This is a genomic window from Pseudomonas sp. SCT, from assembly GCF_003864275.1.
GTDB classification, from domain to species: Bacteria; Pseudomonadota; Gammaproteobacteria; order Pseudomonadales; family Pseudomonadaceae; genus Stutzerimonas; species Stutzerimonas stutzeri_AE.
Window position 1 is genome coordinate 1 of sequence record NZ_BDJA01000005.1, and the last position, 16,188, is coordinate 16,188.

Genomic DNA, 16,188 nt, shown 5'->3' on the forward strand with positions numbered 1-16,188 from the left:
GAGACATCAGCCATTACCTGATGCATCGCTACAACTGGATCAGACCGCATCAATTCAACGACGGGCTGCCGCCTGCGGTGGCCGAAGAAAAACTTAACCCACTGTCCGGGATGGGTTGACCACTACAAATGTCATATAAGGTTCTAAGCTCAAGGGTGATTCGCACTTTTAATGGATCAGCTCTCCTCTGGCCGACAAAAGGCCAAAACCGGTCTTCAAGCGTGGCTAGGTCGGCGATTGACATTCCTAATGTATAAAAGATCGGCCTTCACACAATTGATCGCTACCTGTTTGACAACGGCAAGCGACTCGGGTAATTAAAAAGCAGGGGTATAACAAGCCAATCGATAGAGGAAATCGACCATGGGTATAAAGCCGGGCCCTAAAAGGAAAAATGAAGATGGTACTCCGGACAAGAGACAGAGAGTCACGCCCGAGAAGCAAAAGGATCATCCAGACCTAAAGCCCCATAAGCATAAAAGGGGAGAATAGAATCGAAGAGCAGCTCTCCGAGAGCTGCTCTTTTTTTGTGTGCGAGCGCAATGGGGCGGAGTGCCACCCGTGAAAGTCCGACCTCCATCCAATGTGGAAATTTGCGCTTTTAGATCATAATCTTTGGCTGGCTACAATGATGTAGCAATCCATAGCTCCAGCAGTCGACGAATGCTCGAGATCATTCCATGAGGTTTTGCATATGCATCCAGAGCGACTGCAGACCCTGCGGCTGCGTTACCCCGGCGTTTATGGGAAAACGGTGCGTACTGAGTGCGGCGATGGGTGGTTCGGCATCCTGGATGCACTGGGCGAACAGCTGGCTCGCCAGGCTGAACTAGAGCGCCGTGCCGCTACGGAAATTCGGATGTTCAAGGAGAAATTCGGCACACTGCGGTTTGGTAAAACAGCTCAAACCACCTCCGATGCCGCGTACTGCGAAATGGCAATCACGATGAGCTCCCGTATATGCGAGGTATGCGGCTGCCCAGGGGATCACTTCGGCACCATGGTGCGCTGTGGCAAGCACGTCCAGATCCGTGACGCTCTGGCTCATGAGGGTTCTGCAGGAGATGAATGAACTGGTCGAAGACATCACCTTGCATCGCTATTGCTCGGACTAGCTGAGTCTACCGCTCCAAGAAGGTTCCAGGGGATGTTTCGTCAATATGAACCTGGCGATCCTGCTTTGTGGCGCAACGCTATTCTTGTAGATGTATTATTAACCGAGAAGACGCGATAGCGCTCTTCTTAGGGGGCTCGGGCTGTTTGTCAACCAGCTATTGACAGTACTGTATCGCCTAGTCGCTGCGCGGTCTCACGCAATTTATCAAAATATGAGGAATCCCGTCATGCTTTATCGTGACTCACGCATGGAAACTTATAGATCCACTCATGTCACCTTAGATGACCCATGCCAAGTCAGGGTTGAGGACGGCGTAATCACTGTCGAATACGCCAGTGACGGCGAACCGGTCATTTACAAAGGACATGAGAAAGGCCCTGGGCATTATGAACTGCATGCAGTGGGCTTTGATGGCAGGGCGACCCTGCATACATTCGATGGGTCAGCGCTACTCGAGGGTGGTTGGACTGAAGAGGGTGCTAAGGGGATGTGGAGAATTTGGCTGCGCTGAGATTGCTTACGGGACTAGAGAGATATTGTTATAAGCGCAGCGTCAGGCATTCGCAGCCTAGCAGCTCTAGGTACCCTGGTGTTATTCGTTGTCTTCGTCAGATTGCATAAAAAGCTTATAGCTTTAATTTTTTGAAGCCCCTGCAGGAAGTGCGGCAGGGGATCCAAAATGGAATCAGATAGCCCATATACGGATTAGGCAAAATCCCAAGTCAAGTTCATGTGGGGACTTGCCTTCTACCCATGCCTCCGTACGTAAGGCTCGTCCTACGTTTGTCTCCATCTCATTTTTTTCGATCACAAGAACAAAGAGCCGAGTGGGGCTCTGAATAGAGTGAAGACGATCAATGTCGGAGCGCACTGACCAATCTCCCTCTAGGCACTTGGCTTGTGAGAAGTCGCTGAGACATTTGACCTCAGCAACCATTGAGATCGATCCATCACCATCTTCTGCATATAAATCGGCTTTGCGGTTGCCTCCAATAGGGAAATCCGTCCAGACCTCTAGTTTATCTTTGAACCATGCATGGAGGCTGATCTCGGCTTGAATCCAATGCTCTCGGCAGCTATTTAGCTGAAGTACTTGCTCAAGTCGCTCCCCCATGCATTGAAAAGCATTATCAAAAAGTTCAATCCATTGAGATGTAGTCATTTTAGTCCTTTTTTGTGCTTGATTTATATAGATGCTTAGGTGGTTAATTCAATACTCAAGTATGTTCAACGCACCTATTCAGTCATCTGCTGGATTAGGCAGGTGCATGTCACGGCCCTACGCAGATACTTCGGAGCTAATTTAAATATGCTGGCCGCCACTTTTACCTTACATCGCAGGGAAGCGCAGCCGCTGAATGAACATTTTTGAAATGGCGCCTGCTAAAAGTCAGTTGCCATCAATGCTGATAGCTTAACGCTACCATAGAGGCGAGTAACCGCAAAGCGGCACGGCTGTCACTACACGGGTAGCAGTCCGGAGCTGCCCAGCTGCCTTAGAAAGCACATCGACGTTACTCGTCGTAAAGCTCCAAACCACGACGCAAACGCTGGAGCAGACGCTGCCTGAGTGTCTCAGGCGCTGTTACGGCAATCGATCCAGTGTGCGATAACAACCACCATTCCAGTTCCCAGCTATCCGTCACAGTCGCACGTATCCAGCCTCCGTCCTCATCGGACATCGCTTGCATATCCTCGGAAATAGGTGTCTCCCGAAGTAGCCCTAGGAGGCCAGTATTCACCCATGCCTCAAGGGTTATGGTGCGGCCAACATTGTCGCCAAATTGCATCGCTCCGGACGTGGCGTATTCATGCAAATCGAACCCGTTGGAGGGCTCGCTAGGGATATCCAACAGTTCGGGATTGCAGATTCGATGTAAAGCAAACTGACGCACATCCGCATGAGGGGGCGCTGTCGCGATGAGATACGTAACGTTTCCTCGTTGAACCAAGCCCAATGGTGAAAGTGTCAGTGTACTAACCAGATCTCGATGAGCGGAGTAGTAGCGGCATTTGAATGCCCTCTCTTCGAGCAGCGCCTGCTGAACGAGCGCGAGGGTGGCGGCATCAATCTGAGGAGGTATCAACGGCAGATAGGCCGGTACGCTCGCGACCTTGCTAGGCCAATCCGCAACTGGCGATATTCGGGCTAGTGCCTTTAGCTTTTTGTTTGCCTGCTCGAAATGCGGCTTCAGCGCAGTAAGCATGGCGGTGGGCACCAGTGGCCGAAGCATTTCCTGCACGAGTTGCAAGGTCAGCGCCTCGTAAACGCTGATACCTGACAGTTGCAGGCTCGTTGGTGGTGACCAGCTAAAACCATATGGCTTGCTCTTGTCGTTGATACGCAAGGGAAAGACGCTCGACAAGTCCACCAGGTCGCGCTCAACCGTGCGTTTGGTGGTAGGAAAGCCCATCTCGGCTAGACGGCGTTGGAGTGAGCTCGCAGTTTCTCCACTGCCCTTAGTGGGTAGTAGCTTCAGCAGCTCCCACTGGCGGCTGAGAGTATCCCTGCTCTTATTGGACGGCACGATAGCGACCCTTGCATCTGGATGTGAGATTGGCTTGGCGTGATTGTGCCTCAAGCTGCGACGAAATGTGTCGCATTGAGGCGCGACGCATGTTGTCGTGGCGGTAGTGAAAATGACGGAAAGCAGAGGATCAATTCATTCATGCGCCGCAACGTTCCAGCCTTCTCTCACGCACAAACTGAACGCCTCATTGCCCTAAATAGGCAACTCACTCAATTGGAATATTGGTGCCTTCAGCGTGCAAAAAAGCTTGTCGAAGACTTCCGAAACAGACCTGCCCCCTCTGACTGGGCTGCAGAGGAGGACTTCGAGATTGAAAGCAAAATTTGCTTCTACCGTTCTGAGTCCTCGGCACAAGGGCAAGAAGAACTGATACTTAAAGCCGACTTTATCTTTATGCCGCCGCTTAAGTTGTATTACCTCAACCCGACGCCAGAGCAAGCTTTAGAAATATTCGCGCTATTCCATTACAACTGGCGCGATGGGGTAGAAGACATTCCTCGTCTCAATGAAGAGCGTATCTGCTGGTCATTTCACGACCTGCACGATCATCATGGACTTGGTTGGTATCAGGTATTCGCAATAGAGCGAGTATGGCTAGACGTGCATGCCATTCATCAATTACAAATGAAATTTCCACGCCCTGGGAAAGACAGAGTCGATGCTTTATGAGCTACCTGAAAAACACCATTTTTTAACACTGGATGCCTTATTTTCCTTCTCCTTACCGGACAGTTCGGAAAGGCTTTACAGTTATACAGATGAGGAGGGTTTGGTTCTCGGAATTAGCGACACTGGAAGCTTCGTTCGGGTAATTTTCCTAATAAACTCATGTCAAAGAAATGTTTCGGAACTATCCAATACAAAGGCGAGCTACATTTTTTACCTAGACGCGGAGCCTATCGAGCGGCCCGTCGTCCCACTTCATTTTCAATTGGTCTTCTCACCGACAATAGAAGAGCCGACCTTTGCGGTCTGGGCAGCGACAGTGATGCGCTACCTCTGCGCGTGCTTCTTTGCTCCAGCTATTCCTGCTTTTGATAATCACGACATTTCAGCTGTACTGTTGGGTGCAACGAGTTCTCTACTGAGGTTTAACTTGGTGCGCGGAGAAAGCGTCGAGCAAATGCAGCGACCGTTGAGAAACATACCCCCAAGCAATTATCTACTCGCAGTACTGTTCTCCTCTCCATATTTGTCTGCATCCAATGAGTATTTCTCACTGCTAAATGAATCACTACCATTACTGGGTAGAGGGCTAGTGAAAGGAGGGTGTGCCTATCATGCCTACAAAGAACAGGTGCTTATGCTTCTAGGTGATTAATCGGAGGTTATAACTCAGACCCCAAAGATTAAGATTGCATAGAGTGTAGTTCCGGGAGGCAGTTAACGATATTGGCGGGTACTCGACGAGCGCAGCAAGCCAGGGTCGGCCATAAGCAACCAGACTTGAAGGCGCAGTTTCGGGCAGGGCAAGTCGTATGTCAGGGAAAAAGCGCCGAATTATTTTACAAGCCTGGACGCCCGAAGCAAGTCAGAGGTAACTTAAGCCAGACCTCGGATAATCGAAGGATTGACCATGTTCAGCCAGAAGCTTATTGACTCTATATCAGCGCGCGAAGCCACCATCGAATGCTTCAATATTACCCTCACACAAAATAAACCTAACTCTCCGCTAGTTTTCAGTGGGCCAGGTTGCTTGTTTTTTGACGATAACCTTCTAAAGCTAAAGTTATATTCTAGCTCGACGACATCAGGCTCTACTGAAATGGCTAATTACTTTTTTAATAATCACATCGGTATTATTCCAGAGGATCGGTACTTTACGCTAGAGGCTGAAGATATAGCTGGCAAAATATGGAGAAATACTCGTACCTTGGTGCAGCAAGGAGTAGATACATATCCATCAGGCGCGGTGTTGGTGCTTGCTCTCAATAACGTTATATCAGTCTCGAAGCTTAGAAACTCCGTCGACGGCGGTAGCGCACTGATAATGGTAAATGGCATTTATCGACTGCCATTTAATGAGTTCATTGAGGGCGGAAAAGGAACGAGAGAGCTGGCAAAGCTAGTCCTCTCACAGGGGACAAAAACTGTAGAGATGACTCAGGAAGGAAGCAGGCTAAGCATCAAGATAATAGACAGTGAAGAAATCGTAGAGTTATCTTCGCTGTTCTATTTTTTAGAGGGGTTAAGTGTCGCAATCGGCCAGCTCCTAGAAGCGTCTTTGATAGTGACGAGGAACGGAAAAGACTACGAGGCTTACATTCAAGGAAGCGTGGCCAATAACACATATACATTAGCAGATCCTGTTGTTGATCTCTTTCCAAGAAAAGAGGCCGGCTTACATGATTTTTTGCAGATGTACATGAAGGCTAGGCCCAAAGGTCTCAATCATTTGTCGAATTACTGGTATCGTCTCAAAGATATATCTACGGCAAACACTGAAGCTGCGGCGCTAGTGCTCTGCGTGAACATCGAAGGAATGGTGAAGAATTATTTCTCAGAAAATAAAGATTTGGACGCGAAAACCCTTATGGAAATTTGTGATACGCGGAAATTCATTAAGGCTTCAAAGTCAAGCATTCCCGAGATAGGAGTAAATGCTATTCTAAGCTTTTTAGGAAGCCTGAAAACAAAGTCAGTTTCAACCATTCTCACTGAAATGGGCGCTTCCGGAGAGGTCGATAAAGCACACGTTAAAAGCTGGAAAGATCTTCGGCACACACTGGCTCATGCAGACAATGCGGTGATTTCCTCGGATAACTTTGAGAAATTTGTTTTTGATCTTCAGAACTGTTTGGCTCTATTCGGTGCGCTTATTAAGCTGTGCGTGACTCACTTAAGTAACGAAAGCGCTACGCCACTAACTGCACTAGATGGCCTGGATACTTCGGAGTAGATGATCTAATCACTATTGGCCGGCTGCTGCCAGTTTCCAAGTGCTGCCGGCCTGGGCGTGAAAAAACGCTACTAGCAATGGCAATCAACTACCGACGAGCTTTCTCCACGTCCGGGAGGCAGCGAGAGGGCTAATCAGGCATGTAAACCGATGTGGTTGTTCATCACAAAAAAATTAGCGGTATGACACAGGAAAAGGGGGTGGAGTAAAACCGTGCCTAATTTGTTCAGGTTGCGAATATATGTCATTAAGGGCCCACCACACAGCATTTCGAAAAGGCTTGGAGGCATCAATAATATAATTAGAGACAGTCCTTTCCCAAGTGTTCACCGCGTCCTGAATGCTGCCAAGCGCCAAGTAATTTTCTATATTTTCTCGCGCTTCCCTAACGACCTGAAGATGGCTGTTTACCAGATCAACTCGCTGCTCTAATCTGAAAACTTCAATTGTCATATCGCCTTTTTCATCTTGGCCGACAATCGTCCACTTCCAATTCCTGGGATGTGCTGTACGGTCAACTAGAGCCCACTGGAGATGATCAAATGGATTATCTTCGCGGGGATTGACTAGCAAAGCCGATTCAGTGGAGCAATCATAATGAACAGCAGGTATGGCAGCTGGGCATGGAGTCACTGGAGCTTGAATTCGCTGAGTGCCTGTGCGTAACGGAAACTTATTCCCCTTGGATCCCTTGTAATTGCATCGGTTGCATGAGAAAAATAAGTTTTCCCATGTCCAGGTCATCCACCAGTAATGGCTGGTAACTTTATACCAGCGCGTCTTCTTTTTGTTCTCTGCCGCCCCTTTGGGTCTGAAGTGTTCTACTGGGCTATTGATATCATCCACAAGCATCTCGCAAAATGCGCATTTTTTGTATTGGCGCTCGTACAGAAATGGACGAGCGATCTGATAGCCATTTTTGAGGGCATTTGTGAGCTGCTTAGAGCCAGGGCCATAAGTGTTGAAGGCGTTAATAGCAAGCGGAAGATTAATGCTTCGGGTGTTGGAAATATCTGCAGGCTCTTTTCCTAGATAGAGTCGAATCATGCTTGACGATCCCTAACAAACTTTATTCATCTACATTATCTCTCGGCACCGGCTCGGCCAAGTCATGAATGTTATTAGCTAACAACTTCGCCTTAAGCTTCTGCATTTTATCCTGCTGATATTTATTCCTATTAGGATTGCTGGCTAGTGCTGAATAGGTTCTAATCTCTTCGCCATGGACGTTAAGCGTCAGCCTATCTAGGCCAAAATACTCATTGAATAGCTCAGTGCCTGTCATCAGCCGAGGATCCGGCTGAGTATATAAATCCTGAGGCTTGTCAACCTCATCCCATATTCCTGTTTGTGAATCTGGCGTTACCTGTCGGACATCTCCGGTTTTGGGATCAGATTGAACTCTAATTATCTCACTAGGTGACAGCGCCGCCAAAGCAACTGGGCTGTGGGTAGTAGCGATAAATTGCAATTTTGGAAAAGTACTTCGTAACGCAGGTATTAATCGTGCCTGCCATTTGGGGTGAAGATATAGGTCAATCTCATCGATCAAAACCAATCCTTCAAAGTCCTCTGTGTTTATATTGGCGCTTTCTGCTTCTAATAAGATATGTCCCACGAGATCTGCAATCCACGCGATGGTGGATTGATAGCCATGAGCGAGAGCCATGCCAGGAATCTGTACAATATCTTTCCCCATTTTCTGGTGAAATCGGTTTCTTTCCAGCAGATCAGAGGCTTTACTCACCCCACCCTGGCCGCGCATCTCCAGATCGTTTATGTCATTAGGGAGAACATCGGTATTGATAATGGCGCTTTTCAATATCTTTGAATAAGCCAATGCCTTCTTCTTCTGCCCAAAATGGCTTAAAAAACTGGTGCTTGTAAGTGGGTAAGATGAGTCAAAAAGCGGCTTCATTCTATCAACCGTGGGCCTAGCCAAGTCCGGAACACGACCAGACTCAGGAAGGAACCTCTGAACACCATAGCCAATTACAAACCAGTGCGGCAGCTCTTTAGAGCGTGCATTCGTCAGAGGGTTATTATCAGAGTCGGGGAACTCATCTTCATGACCATAGCGCGCCTTGGCCATTATGGAAGTTTCCTTAGGTCTCAGCGTGACTTCAGAGATTAGCGTTAAATGATCGCTAAGTTTGCTCTTCTCTATGCCAGGATGAGCTTTGTGATTCTCGCAAGAAGATGGAGTGAATTCAAATTCAGCCTCGACTTTTAAGTCATTTTTTTGCCTGCGATCAACTAGGTGAGCAAACGAGCTTCCCGCCAAGTCGTTTACTCTTAAGCCACCCGCAGCAGCTAAGGCAATAGCCTGTAGGATACTAGTTTTGCCTGTTCCATTTTCACCGATAAGAACAGTCCACATCCGAGTGCTTCCGTCGGGCAATGTGAAACTCAAGGACAAATCTCTTAAGCGGCGTAGATTATTTATCTTGAGTTTACGTATGTACATGGTGCAAACCCTCTACAGTAGTGCCAGATTGTTATATTGCCACAAACACAGTCATGAATTATTAAATATTTAATTGAGCTGCTATCGATTGCCATAAATAATAATCTATACGCCCCTAAACCGCATAGCTAGAAGATTGACGTAGTCGTTCTGAGATATGCTTAGGCAGCCCCCGCAGAGCTTGTCGGTCTAATTTAACAATCAAGTTACTGAGATTAGAGATAGCTGAATGAATCGCCAATAAATGTATGAGAAAGCTTCGTTGCTATATCCTCGGTTTCGCTGTTAATTTCCAAGATTTGACGGAGCATGTCGGAATCAATAACTTCCCCGTGAATGGGTAGGCTCATCTTGACATAAGACATGCCACCCCAACCACAAGCGAGAAATCTTAATGTTACCACCCCAATACGCCTGATGCAGGCCGATCAGGAAGAGGGGTTGCGAACCTTGATCGGGCCTTCGAGGCAAAGCAGGAGTCATTTCATCGACTGTGTGACCCCACTAAGAGCACTCCAAGCTTTGCCTATTTCGAGCTGGTAGCTGCCACTGGCAAACGACAATTTTCATGATCAGGCGCAGCGTCAATAGATCATGGTACGAGTGCTTTGCTTTTACTTCCTAGCAAAGGTGGAGCAGGGTGGGCCAAGGACGGGACACTAGAGTTCGACAAGCCTCGCTGTGACCGCCAAAGCATTGCCCCGCTGGGTAAGTGAGTTCTGCTGATGTGGTGTAGCGAATAGGCTTCCCGTCTTGATCGAAGATATCGCCACCTACTGCCTTAAGCAGTGCGTGGCCTGCGACAAGGTCATGGGGCGAAACGGGGTATAACGAAACGCCTGCGGCCCCATCGCCAGCTGCGACTCGAGCAAGCCGATAGGCGATGCTAGGCATCGGTTCGCAGATTGCGGGGCTGCATAGGATATCGTTCTCCGCACGCTTGGAGGCTGCTGCCGAACTGACAAACACAACTGAGCCCTGAAGGACGCGATTCATACCGCACGGCTCAATGGCTTGGCCGTTACGAAGGAGTAATCGCATTCCCTGCTGCCAGGCAATGCAGTCTGGCCCACGAGGAGTGGCAGGTGCGTAAACAACACCAAGCACCGGTTCTCCGTCATCCAGAAGCCCTACCGAGACTGCGGAGCCAGCTCGTCCAGCGAGAAAGTCTGCGGTTCCATCATTGGGGTCAACAACCCAACAATAACGATGCCCTGTCAGATGGCGCCCGGTCTCTTCCCCTACGAAATCGCAGTAAAGGATCTGCTCTAAACCTCGACGCAGCATGACCTCGATCTCAACATCGACTTCAGCCTTGTAGCCACTTCCGCGAGGCCCGCCCGGTCTTCGAAGCTCAGCGAGGATGAGAGCTCCAGATTCAATCACCAGGTTGACAACTCGGTAAACGATCCCGGTTTCGAGCATTAGCTTTCATCTCTGGGGGAAGTTCGACCAAAGCTGTCCAGATCCTCCTGAACGTCATCAAACATGGTGTGCACTAGCCGCTCGCGGCGGAGACCTGAAAGGCATCGACCGAAACATCCAGAGCAAAGTACGACGTTGTAACCATCCCCAGAGTAGAGCGGACTCGAGACAAGAGCGCCACACGGCATGTCCTTGGTGCTCACGACAGGAGCATCGCAGACACTACAGAGTTGAATTGGTGTGCTCATAGTGCGTTCACTCGCGGTAGGGGAGTTCAGTCTCAAGCGCTCTGCAATCCAGCCTTCATGAGCCCTGAGAGCTATCCCGAATGGGTGTAAGCACTAAATCCTTACCGACAAGCTCGAGGTTTAGCTTGTCTCCAAGCCGCAATCCCATTGCCTCAAGCACCTCTGGAGGAATTTCCACGATCAAGTCGCTGCTACCATCACCAGCGTCGTGGCAAACCGCAGTCCTGTAAGTGACGCTCATGAATTGCCTCCGCTTACGGGCGAATGCTATAGACGATGTCATCGCGCACTTTCTTGTGCCGACCAATGCCAAGCAGGACGTAGATGGTGCTCCTGGTCTCGAAAAATCCATCGCCTTCATACCTCTGCTGCAGGGAGCTCCTGACCCAATAACCTGGTAGAAAACGTCCAGCTGAGTCTTCGACTACCTCATTAGCGTGGATAAGCCGAGCTACGAATCCGTCAGCTTCAATATGCTGACGCGCTTCATCGGACATTTCTAACTCGACGAGAGTCCAGTCCTTGACTAGGCAGTACTGCTTCGTAGTATTCCGCCGGTGTAGCTCGTGCAGAATTTCGTCTCGACTCAAATCAGTGCCGTTGATTGCGGGCGCTTTTCCCCATAGAAAATCTGCGATTTCAAGTGCTTTTTGATTTCCACTGATGTCCAGGAACTGGAGCTTCATGCTGTATTACTCAGTAATTTGGCATCTAGTGAAGCTGCCTGGATGTGAAAACAATGCGCGACTTCATTAAGCGCTGAAGTGCCATAAGCGAGGGGAGTCCTACGTGCTGCTTGAAGGTAACGACGACGTAAAGTGAGTTAAGGGTCTTTATGAACCAGCGGCCGTCGCTATGGCGCAGTTCGACGATGTCCGATGTTCGTATGAGATGGCCGTCAGCAAACCGCCCCGTACTTTCCCTTCGGGCGTGTTGATAGCTGATTCCAACAGCGGCGTTAGCAATTACAAACGCATCTACCAGAAAGCCCGTTACCGGAACCGGATAGTTAGCTTTCAAGGCATGGGCCAGCTGTCGTTTTGCATAAGGCGAGATTGACCGGCTGGTCTCAGGAATCAAGATCGTGCTCAACATAGGACACTGCGTCAGCTGAGGTTTGTGTAATACACAGTGTGCTGATTCGTCAGCTCCAGAATTTCGGCCGGCGTCCGTGAAGGGTCGTAGTAGTTCTTACCCTCCTGCGTGACATAGATATGGATCAGCTCGTTGTCAGCTGATCTGGCAATGTCAATTTGTCTAATAGGTTCGAGCAGCCACCGTCCCGCGCCGTTCATCCACGCTGGGCTCATCAGCTGAAGCTCGCTGATACGCGCACCAGAAGCTTTTAAGTTGGCCATTTCTAGAAAGGTCGTCAGGTCACTGGGCATGACCGTCTTCGCGTATTCAACGCCGCGATCAATCACCATCACCGTTGCGTGAAGCCACGGGGTCGCAATCTCACGCTCTACGAGCTTCCAGTGATGATGGTCGGGCCCGAACACAGGCGCCAGGTTGAAGTAGGCGCTCTCGTTGGTTTTGAACATACATCGATCCTCTCAAATGAGTTCTATAGGACGTAGTGCTATAGGGCGCATTCTGGCTCTATCGTTGTTTTTGCGCAACGAGAAAAGCGGGATGGATTACAGGCAAGCGCTAGGATCGAGTCTGCGGAGAATTCGTAAAGCTCGCGGACTTAGCCAGGAATCGTTCATGTCAATTAGCAGTCGAGCACACATCTCGATGCTGGAGCGAGGGCTGAAAGGAGTAACCATCGAGAAGATGATAGAGATCGCTGAGGTTATGGAGGTTCACCCCCTCACAGTGCTACTCGACTCGTTCAGTAACTACGAAGGGGTGACGGCAGAAAGGCTTTTAAATCAAATTGCCGAGGAGATAAGGCTGATCGGCGGAAGAGAGTTCGAGGCCCAATGACGCGCGAGGGGCTCGCATCTGTACGTAACGGCTAGCTCTCGTCTTGCTGATTAGAAGTTAAGCAGCACTCTCGATCTCTAGATTGGGGTGCTCGCAACATCAATGTGCACAGGACACGCACATACGAAAAAGCCCCGTGTTTACGGGGCTTTAGCGATTGAGTTTGGAGCGGGTGATGGGAATCGAACCCACGCTAGCAGCTTGGGAAGCTGCAGTTCTGCCATTGAACTACACCCGCTTTGGTAAAGCGACACGAGCGCCTGAACCTGCGACTGAGCTTACCCCGAATAAGAACCCTCGTCATGAGCTTGGGAAGCTCAGGTAATGCCATTATACGACGCCCGCTCAGGGGTGCCTTTGTACCAGAAGGTTTGGGTGAAATGAAGGGCGACCCCGGGTTTTTCTGGCTCGCAGGCGAAAACGGCCTAGATTTGCGCGATCTCGTGGTCGGTCAGCGATCGATACCGGCCCGGCTCAAGTGCTGGGTCCAGCATCAGAGGGCCCATGCTTTCGCGGTGCAGGGCGGTAACCTTGTTGTTGAAGTGGCCAAACATGCGCTTGACCTGATGGTAGCGGCCCTCGTGCAGGGTGAGGCGGGCCTTGTTTGAAGCGAGTATCACGAGCTCGGCGGGAAGGGTGGTGAGGTTTTCGAAACGGAAGTACATGCCTCGGGCAAAAACGTCGACGCACGCTGGGTCAATTGCGTCTTCGGTTTCAACCAGGTAGACCTTGCCCTGCAGGCTGGCTGGTTGAGTCAGGCGGCGGGACCACTGACCGTCGTTGGTGAGCAGCATAAGGCCGGTGGTATTGAAGTCGAGACGGCCGGCGATGTGCAGGTCCTGCTTGTCCGGTTCGTCGATCAGGTCCAGCACGGTGCGATGCTCCGTATCCTGGGTAGCGCTGACGCAGCCTGCCGGCTTATGCAGCATCAGGTAACGGGCCGGCTTCCCGGCCTGCAGCGATTCTCCCTCCAGCTCGATGCGATCAAAGACACGAATTTCCTGGTCCATGGCCTGGCTGACTTTGCCGTTGACCATCACTCGGCCTTCGGCCACTAGGCGCCGGACATCCTGGCGGCTTAAGCGCGCGCGGTTGCCGAGGTAGCGGTCAAGGCGCATCGGGGTTTGCGGTTTCGCCGCGGGCGCAGCGGGGGCAGATGCAGGCGCGGTTCCGCAGGGCTGCAGGAATGCGCTCAAGTGCATCGTCGGCAATATCTGCGCTGAAGCACCAGCACGGCTGAGCCGCGGTCGGGTTGCATTCGCCGCACTGGTTGGGCTGGCCGCAGAGTGGGCAGCGGGAAGAATCTACAGGCTCGCTCATGGCGTTTCCGTTAAGCGTCGGGCTATTGCGTGCCGGTCGCGAGGCCGGCACGCAATAGCCGGTTTACATGACGCGTTGGCCCGGCTTGGCGCCGTTATCGGGGCTCAGCAGGTAGATCTCGCTGCCGCCAGGGCCCGCCGCCAGGACCATGCCTTCGGACATGCCGAACTTCATCTTGCGTGGCGCCAGGTTGGCAACGTAGAGAGTCAGACGACCTTCCAATTTGCTCGGATCTGGATAGGCGCTCTTGATGCCAGAGAACACGTTGCGCTTGGCATCACCGATGTCCAGCGTCAGACGTAGCAGCTTGTCGGCGCCTTCGACGAACTCGGCCTTCTCGATCAGGGCAATACGCAGATCGACCGCGGCGAACGCATCGAAGTTGATTTCCGCGGCGATCGGTTGCTTGGTCAGTTCGCCATTGCCTGCCGGGGCAGCTGCGGCTTCGCTGGAGGCGAGGTCTTCTTTGGAAGCTTCGATCATGGCTTCGATCTTCGCCGGCTCGATACGAGTCATCAGTGTGGTGAAGGCGTTGAGTTGGTGATTGGCCAGCAGCGTTGCGTGATCGTTCCAGCGCAGTGGCTCAACATTGAGGAACTGCTCGGCAGCGGCGGCAAGGTTCGGTAGCACCGGCTTGAGGAAGATAACCAGCTGGCGGAACAGGTTGACGCCGAACGCGCAGATTTCCTGCACCTCGGCCTGCTTGCCTTCGACCTTGTTCAGTGCCCAGGGCGCCTTGTCGGCGATCCAGGCGTTGGCACGGTCAGCGAGCGCCATGATTTCGCGCATGGCCCGGGCGAAGTCGCGTGCTTCATAGGCTTCGGCGATACCCGGTGCAGCTTCCTGAAAGGCGGCCCAGAGCTCGGGCTCAGGGTTGGCATCGACCATCACACCGCCATTGCCCTTGTGGATGAAGCCCGCGCAGCGGCTGGCGATGTTGACCACCTTGCCGACCAGGTCGGAATTGACCTTTTGCACGAAATCCTCGAGATTCAGGTCGAGATCGTCCACGCCACGGCCGAGCTTGGACGCATAGTAGTAGCGCAGGTACTCGGGATTGAGATGGTCGAGGTAGGTGCGCGCCTTGATGAAGGTGCCACGGGACTTGGACATCTTCTGCCCATTCACGGTCAGGTAGCCGTGGACATTGACGGCGGTGGGCTTGCGGAAACCGGCGCCTTCGAGCATGGCGGGCCAGAACAGGGTGTGAAAGTTGATGATGTCCTTGCCGATGAAGTGGTACAGCTCGGCAGTCGAGTCCTTGCTCCAGAAGGTGTCGAAGCTCAGCTCGGGGCGGCGCTTGCACAGGTTCTCGAAGCTGGCCATGTAGCCGATCGGCGCGTCCAGCCAGACGTAGAAGTACTTGCCCGGCTCACCCGGAATCTCGAAGCCGAAATAAGGCGCGTCGCGGGAGATATCCCATTCCTGCAGCCCGCCGTCGAGCCATTCGGCGATCTTGTTGGCAACGGACTCCTGCAGCGCGCCGCCGCGGGTCCATTGCTTGAGCATGGCCTCGAAGTCCGGCAGCTTGAAGAAGAAGTGCTTGGAGTCCTTGAGCACCGGCGTGGCGCCGGAAATCGCCGAGCGCGGATCTTTCAGCTCGGTCGGCTCGTAGGTCGCGCCGCATTTCTCGCAGTTGTCGCCGTACTGGTCCTCGGCCGCGCACTTCGGGCAGGTGCCCTTGATGAAGCGGTCGGCGAGGAACATGCCTTTCTCAGGGTCGAAATACTGGGTCACCGAGCGGGTGGCGATGTGGCCAGCGTCGCGCAGGCGGGTATAGATCAGCTCGGCCAGCTCGCGGTTTTCTTCCGAATGGGTGGAGTGGAAGTTGTCGAAATCCACCAGGAAGTCGGCAAAGTCGCCACTGTGTTCGGCCTGCACGTTGGCGATCAGTTGTTCGGGCGTTATGCCTTCCTTTTCAGCGCGCAGCATGATCGCCGAGCCATGCGCGTCGTCGGCGCAGACGTAGATGCACTGGTTGCCGCGCAGCTTCTGGAAGCGCACCCACATGTCGGTCTGGATGTACTCGAGCATGTGGCCGAGGTGGATCGAACCGTTGGCGTAGGGCAGGGCGCTGGTAACGAGAATCTGGCGAGCTTCGGACATGGGGATCTGCAGTCGGAATTGCGAAGGAAAGTCTGCAACTATAAAGGTCCGGCGCGCATTTTTCATCCGCGCTGCCCGATCGCCCCGCTATAGCAGTGTCGTCCGGTCGTCGGTGGGCTCGGAACTCGCGGGCGGGGTAAGAT

The 16,188-nt window shown here is 51.8% G+C and carries 17 protein-coding genes and 1 tRNA gene; 5 read left to right on the forward strand and 13 right to left on the reverse strand.

From position 1 onward, the window contains the following. The first annotated feature begins 694 nt into the window (after positions 1 to 694). Positions 695 to 1,072: a hypothetical protein gene (locus BHD08_RS13420; protein ID WP_125022863.1), complete on the forward strand. Its 378-nt coding sequence runs from the start codon at positions 695 to 697 to the stop codon at positions 1,070 to 1,072. A 271-nt stretch (positions 1,073 to 1,343) separates the two neighbouring features. Beyond that, complete coding sequence (locus BHD08_RS13425) at positions 1,344 to 1,628, forward strand: hypothetical protein (RefSeq protein ID WP_125022865.1); 285 nt, start codon at positions 1,344 to 1,346, stop codon at positions 1,626 to 1,628. 174 nt (positions 1,629 to 1,802) lie between these two features. On the opposite strand, the gene BHD08_RS13430 is transcribed toward BHD08_RS13425, so the two are convergent. Both BHD08_RS13430 and BHD08_RS13435 read right to left on the reverse strand, forming a co-directional pair. Then, positions 1,803 to 2,279, reverse strand: a complete 477-nt coding sequence (locus tag BHD08_RS13430; RefSeq protein WP_125022867.1) for a hypothetical protein — start codon at positions 2,277 to 2,279, stop codon at positions 1,803 to 1,805. A gap of 352 nt (positions 2,280 to 2,631) precedes the next feature. After that, the gene (locus tag BHD08_RS13435; RefSeq protein ID WP_125022869.1) at positions 2,632 to 3,645 is read right to left on the reverse strand and encodes a YafY family protein; all 1,014 of its coding nucleotides are present in this window, start codon (positions 3,643 to 3,645) and stop codon (positions 2,632 to 2,634) included. Between the two features lie 141 nt (positions 3,646 to 3,786). On the opposite strand from BHD08_RS13435, the gene BHD08_RS13440 reads away from it, so the two are divergent. Next, positions 3,787 to 4,317, forward strand: coding sequence for a hypothetical protein (locus BHD08_RS13440; protein ID WP_125022871.1), 531 nt, complete (start codon positions 3,787 to 3,789; stop codon positions 4,315 to 4,317). 907 nt (positions 4,318 to 5,224) lie between these two features. After that, positions 5,225 to 6,547 carry a hypothetical protein gene (locus BHD08_RS13445; protein WP_125022873.1) on the forward strand — a complete coding sequence of 441 codons (1,323 nt, stop codon included), beginning with the start codon at positions 5,225 to 5,227 and terminating at the stop codon, positions 6,545 to 6,547. Between the two features lie 174 nt (positions 6,548 to 6,721). Here the strand turns inward: BHD08_RS13445 and BHD08_RS13450 are convergent, their stop codons facing one another. The 7 genes from BHD08_RS13450 to BHD08_RS13480 form a co-directional block, all read right to left on the reverse strand. Beyond that, on the reverse strand, positions 6,722 to 7,594 hold the full coding sequence (locus BHD08_RS13450; protein WP_125022875.1) for a hypothetical protein: 873 nt from the start codon (positions 7,592 to 7,594) through the stop codon (positions 6,722 to 6,724). Between the two features lie 22 nt (positions 7,595 to 7,616). Further along, complete coding sequence (locus BHD08_RS13455) at positions 7,617 to 9,014, reverse strand: AAA family ATPase (protein ID WP_125022877.1); 1,398 nt, start codon at positions 9,012 to 9,014, stop codon at positions 7,617 to 7,619. Positions 9,015 to 9,635: 621 nt separating this feature from the next. Next, positions 9,636 to 10,439: an inositol monophosphatase family protein gene (locus tag BHD08_RS13460; protein WP_125022879.1), complete on the reverse strand. Its 804-nt coding sequence runs from the start codon at positions 10,437 to 10,439 to the stop codon at positions 9,636 to 9,638. A 303-nt stretch (positions 10,440 to 10,742) separates the two neighbouring features. After that, positions 10,743 to 11,048 carry an AbrB/MazE/SpoVT family DNA-binding domain-containing protein gene (locus BHD08_RS23520; protein WP_375708255.1) on the reverse strand — a complete coding sequence of 102 codons (306 nt, stop codon included), beginning with the start codon at positions 11,046 to 11,048 and terminating at the stop codon, positions 10,743 to 10,745. Beyond that, positions 10,942 to 11,373, reverse strand: coding sequence for a DUF6957 family protein (locus BHD08_RS13470; RefSeq protein ID WP_125022883.1), 432 nt, complete (start codon positions 11,371 to 11,373; stop codon positions 10,942 to 10,944). Before BHD08_RS13470 ends, BHD08_RS23520 begins: the two co-directional genes overlap by 107 nt. Positions 11,374 to 11,398: 25 nt before the next feature. Continuing rightward, positions 11,399 to 11,782, reverse strand: a complete 384-nt coding sequence (locus tag BHD08_RS13475; RefSeq protein WP_125022885.1) for a hypothetical protein — start codon at positions 11,780 to 11,782, stop codon at positions 11,399 to 11,401. 11 nt (positions 11,783 to 11,793) lie between these two features. After that, positions 11,794 to 12,231 (reverse strand): hypothetical protein, encoded by a 438-nt coding sequence (locus BHD08_RS13480; protein WP_125022887.1) that lies wholly within the window; start codon positions 12,229 to 12,231, stop codon positions 11,794 to 11,796. 91 nt (positions 12,232 to 12,322) lie between these two features. On the opposite strand from BHD08_RS13480, the gene BHD08_RS13485 reads away from it, so the two are divergent. Beyond that, positions 12,323 to 12,619: a helix-turn-helix domain-containing protein gene (locus BHD08_RS13485; protein ID WP_125022889.1), complete on the forward strand. Its 297-nt coding sequence runs from the start codon at positions 12,323 to 12,325 to the stop codon at positions 12,617 to 12,619. A gap of 164 nt (positions 12,620 to 12,783) precedes the next feature. Here the strand turns inward: BHD08_RS13485 and BHD08_RS13490 are convergent. From BHD08_RS13490 to metG, 4 genes are all read right to left on the reverse strand, one after another. Beyond that, positions 12,784 to 12,857: transfer RNA gene (locus BHD08_RS13490), tRNA-Gly, on the reverse strand. Between the two features lie 187 nt (positions 12,858 to 13,044). After that, positions 13,045 to 13,737 (reverse strand): pseudouridine synthase, encoded by a 693-nt coding sequence (locus tag BHD08_RS13495; protein ID WP_125022891.1) that lies wholly within the window; start codon positions 13,735 to 13,737, stop codon positions 13,045 to 13,047. Beyond that, positions 13,727 to 13,939, reverse strand: coding sequence for a cysteine-rich CWC family protein (locus BHD08_RS13500; RefSeq protein ID WP_015277788.1), 213 nt, complete (start codon positions 13,937 to 13,939; stop codon positions 13,727 to 13,729). Before BHD08_RS13500 ends, BHD08_RS13495 begins: the two co-directional genes overlap by 11 nt. A 63-nt stretch (positions 13,940 to 14,002) precedes the next feature. Next, a complete protein-coding gene (metG, locus tag BHD08_RS13505) occupies positions 14,003 to 16,045 on the reverse strand; it encodes a methionine--tRNA ligase (protein WP_125022893.1) in 2,043 nt (680 codons plus the stop codon). Between the last annotated feature and the right edge of the window lie 143 nt (positions 16,046 to 16,188).

Excerpts from the sequence above, each read along its gene's own strand:
- BHD08_RS13420 (WP_125022863.1), top strand. The coding sequence starts at position 695 with ATGCATCCAGAGCGACTGCAGACCCTGCGGCTGCGTTACCCCGGCGTT.
- BHD08_RS13425 (WP_125022865.1), top strand. The coding sequence starts at position 1,344 with ATGCTTTATCGTGACTCACGCATGGAAACTTATAGATCCACTCATGTC.
- BHD08_RS13430 (WP_125022867.1), bottom strand. The coding sequence starts at position 2,279 with ATGACTACATCTCAATGGATTGAACTTTTTGATAATGCTTTTCAATGC.
- BHD08_RS13440 (WP_125022871.1), top strand. The coding sequence starts at position 3,787 with ATGCGCCGCAACGTTCCAGCCTTCTCTCACGCACAAACTGAACGCCTC.
- BHD08_RS13445 (WP_125022873.1), top strand. The coding sequence starts at position 5,225 with ATGTTCAGCCAGAAGCTTATTGACTCTATATCAGCGCGCGAAGCCACC.
- BHD08_RS13450 (WP_125022875.1), bottom strand. The coding sequence starts at position 7,594 with ATGATTCGACTCTATCTAGGAAAAGAGCCTGCAGATATTTCCAACACC.
- BHD08_RS13455 (WP_125022877.1), bottom strand. The coding sequence starts at position 9,014 with ATGTACATACGTAAACTCAAGATAAATAATCTACGCCGCTTAAGAGAT.
- BHD08_RS13460 (WP_125022879.1), bottom strand. The coding sequence starts at position 10,439 with ATGCTCGAAACCGGGATCGTTTACCGAGTTGTCAACCTGGTGATTGAA.
- BHD08_RS23520 (WP_375708255.1), bottom strand. The coding sequence starts at position 11,048 with ATGAAGGCGATGGATTTTTCGAGACCAGGAGCACCATCTACGTCCTGC.
- BHD08_RS13470 (WP_125022883.1), bottom strand. The coding sequence starts at position 11,373 with ATGAAGCTCCAGTTCCTGGACATCAGTGGAAATCAAAAAGCACTTGAA.
- BHD08_RS13475 (WP_125022885.1), bottom strand. The coding sequence starts at position 11,782 with ATGTTGAGCACGATCTTGATTCCTGAGACCAGCCGGTCAATCTCGCCT.
- BHD08_RS13480 (WP_125022887.1), bottom strand. The coding sequence starts at position 12,231 with ATGTTCAAAACCAACGAGAGCGCCTACTTCAACCTGGCGCCTGTGTTC.
- BHD08_RS13485 (WP_125022889.1), top strand. The coding sequence starts at position 12,323 with ATGGATTACAGGCAAGCGCTAGGATCGAGTCTGCGGAGAATTCGTAAA.
- BHD08_RS13495 (WP_125022891.1), bottom strand. The coding sequence starts at position 13,737 with ATGCGCCTTGACCGCTACCTCGGCAACCGCGCGCGCTTAAGCCGCCAG.
- BHD08_RS13500 (WP_015277788.1), bottom strand. The coding sequence starts at position 13,939 with ATGAGCGAGCCTGTAGATTCTTCCCGCTGCCCACTCTGCGGCCAGCCC.
- metG (WP_125022893.1), bottom strand. The coding sequence starts at position 16,045 with ATGTCCGAAGCTCGCCAGATTCTCGTTACCAGCGCCCTGCCCTACGCC.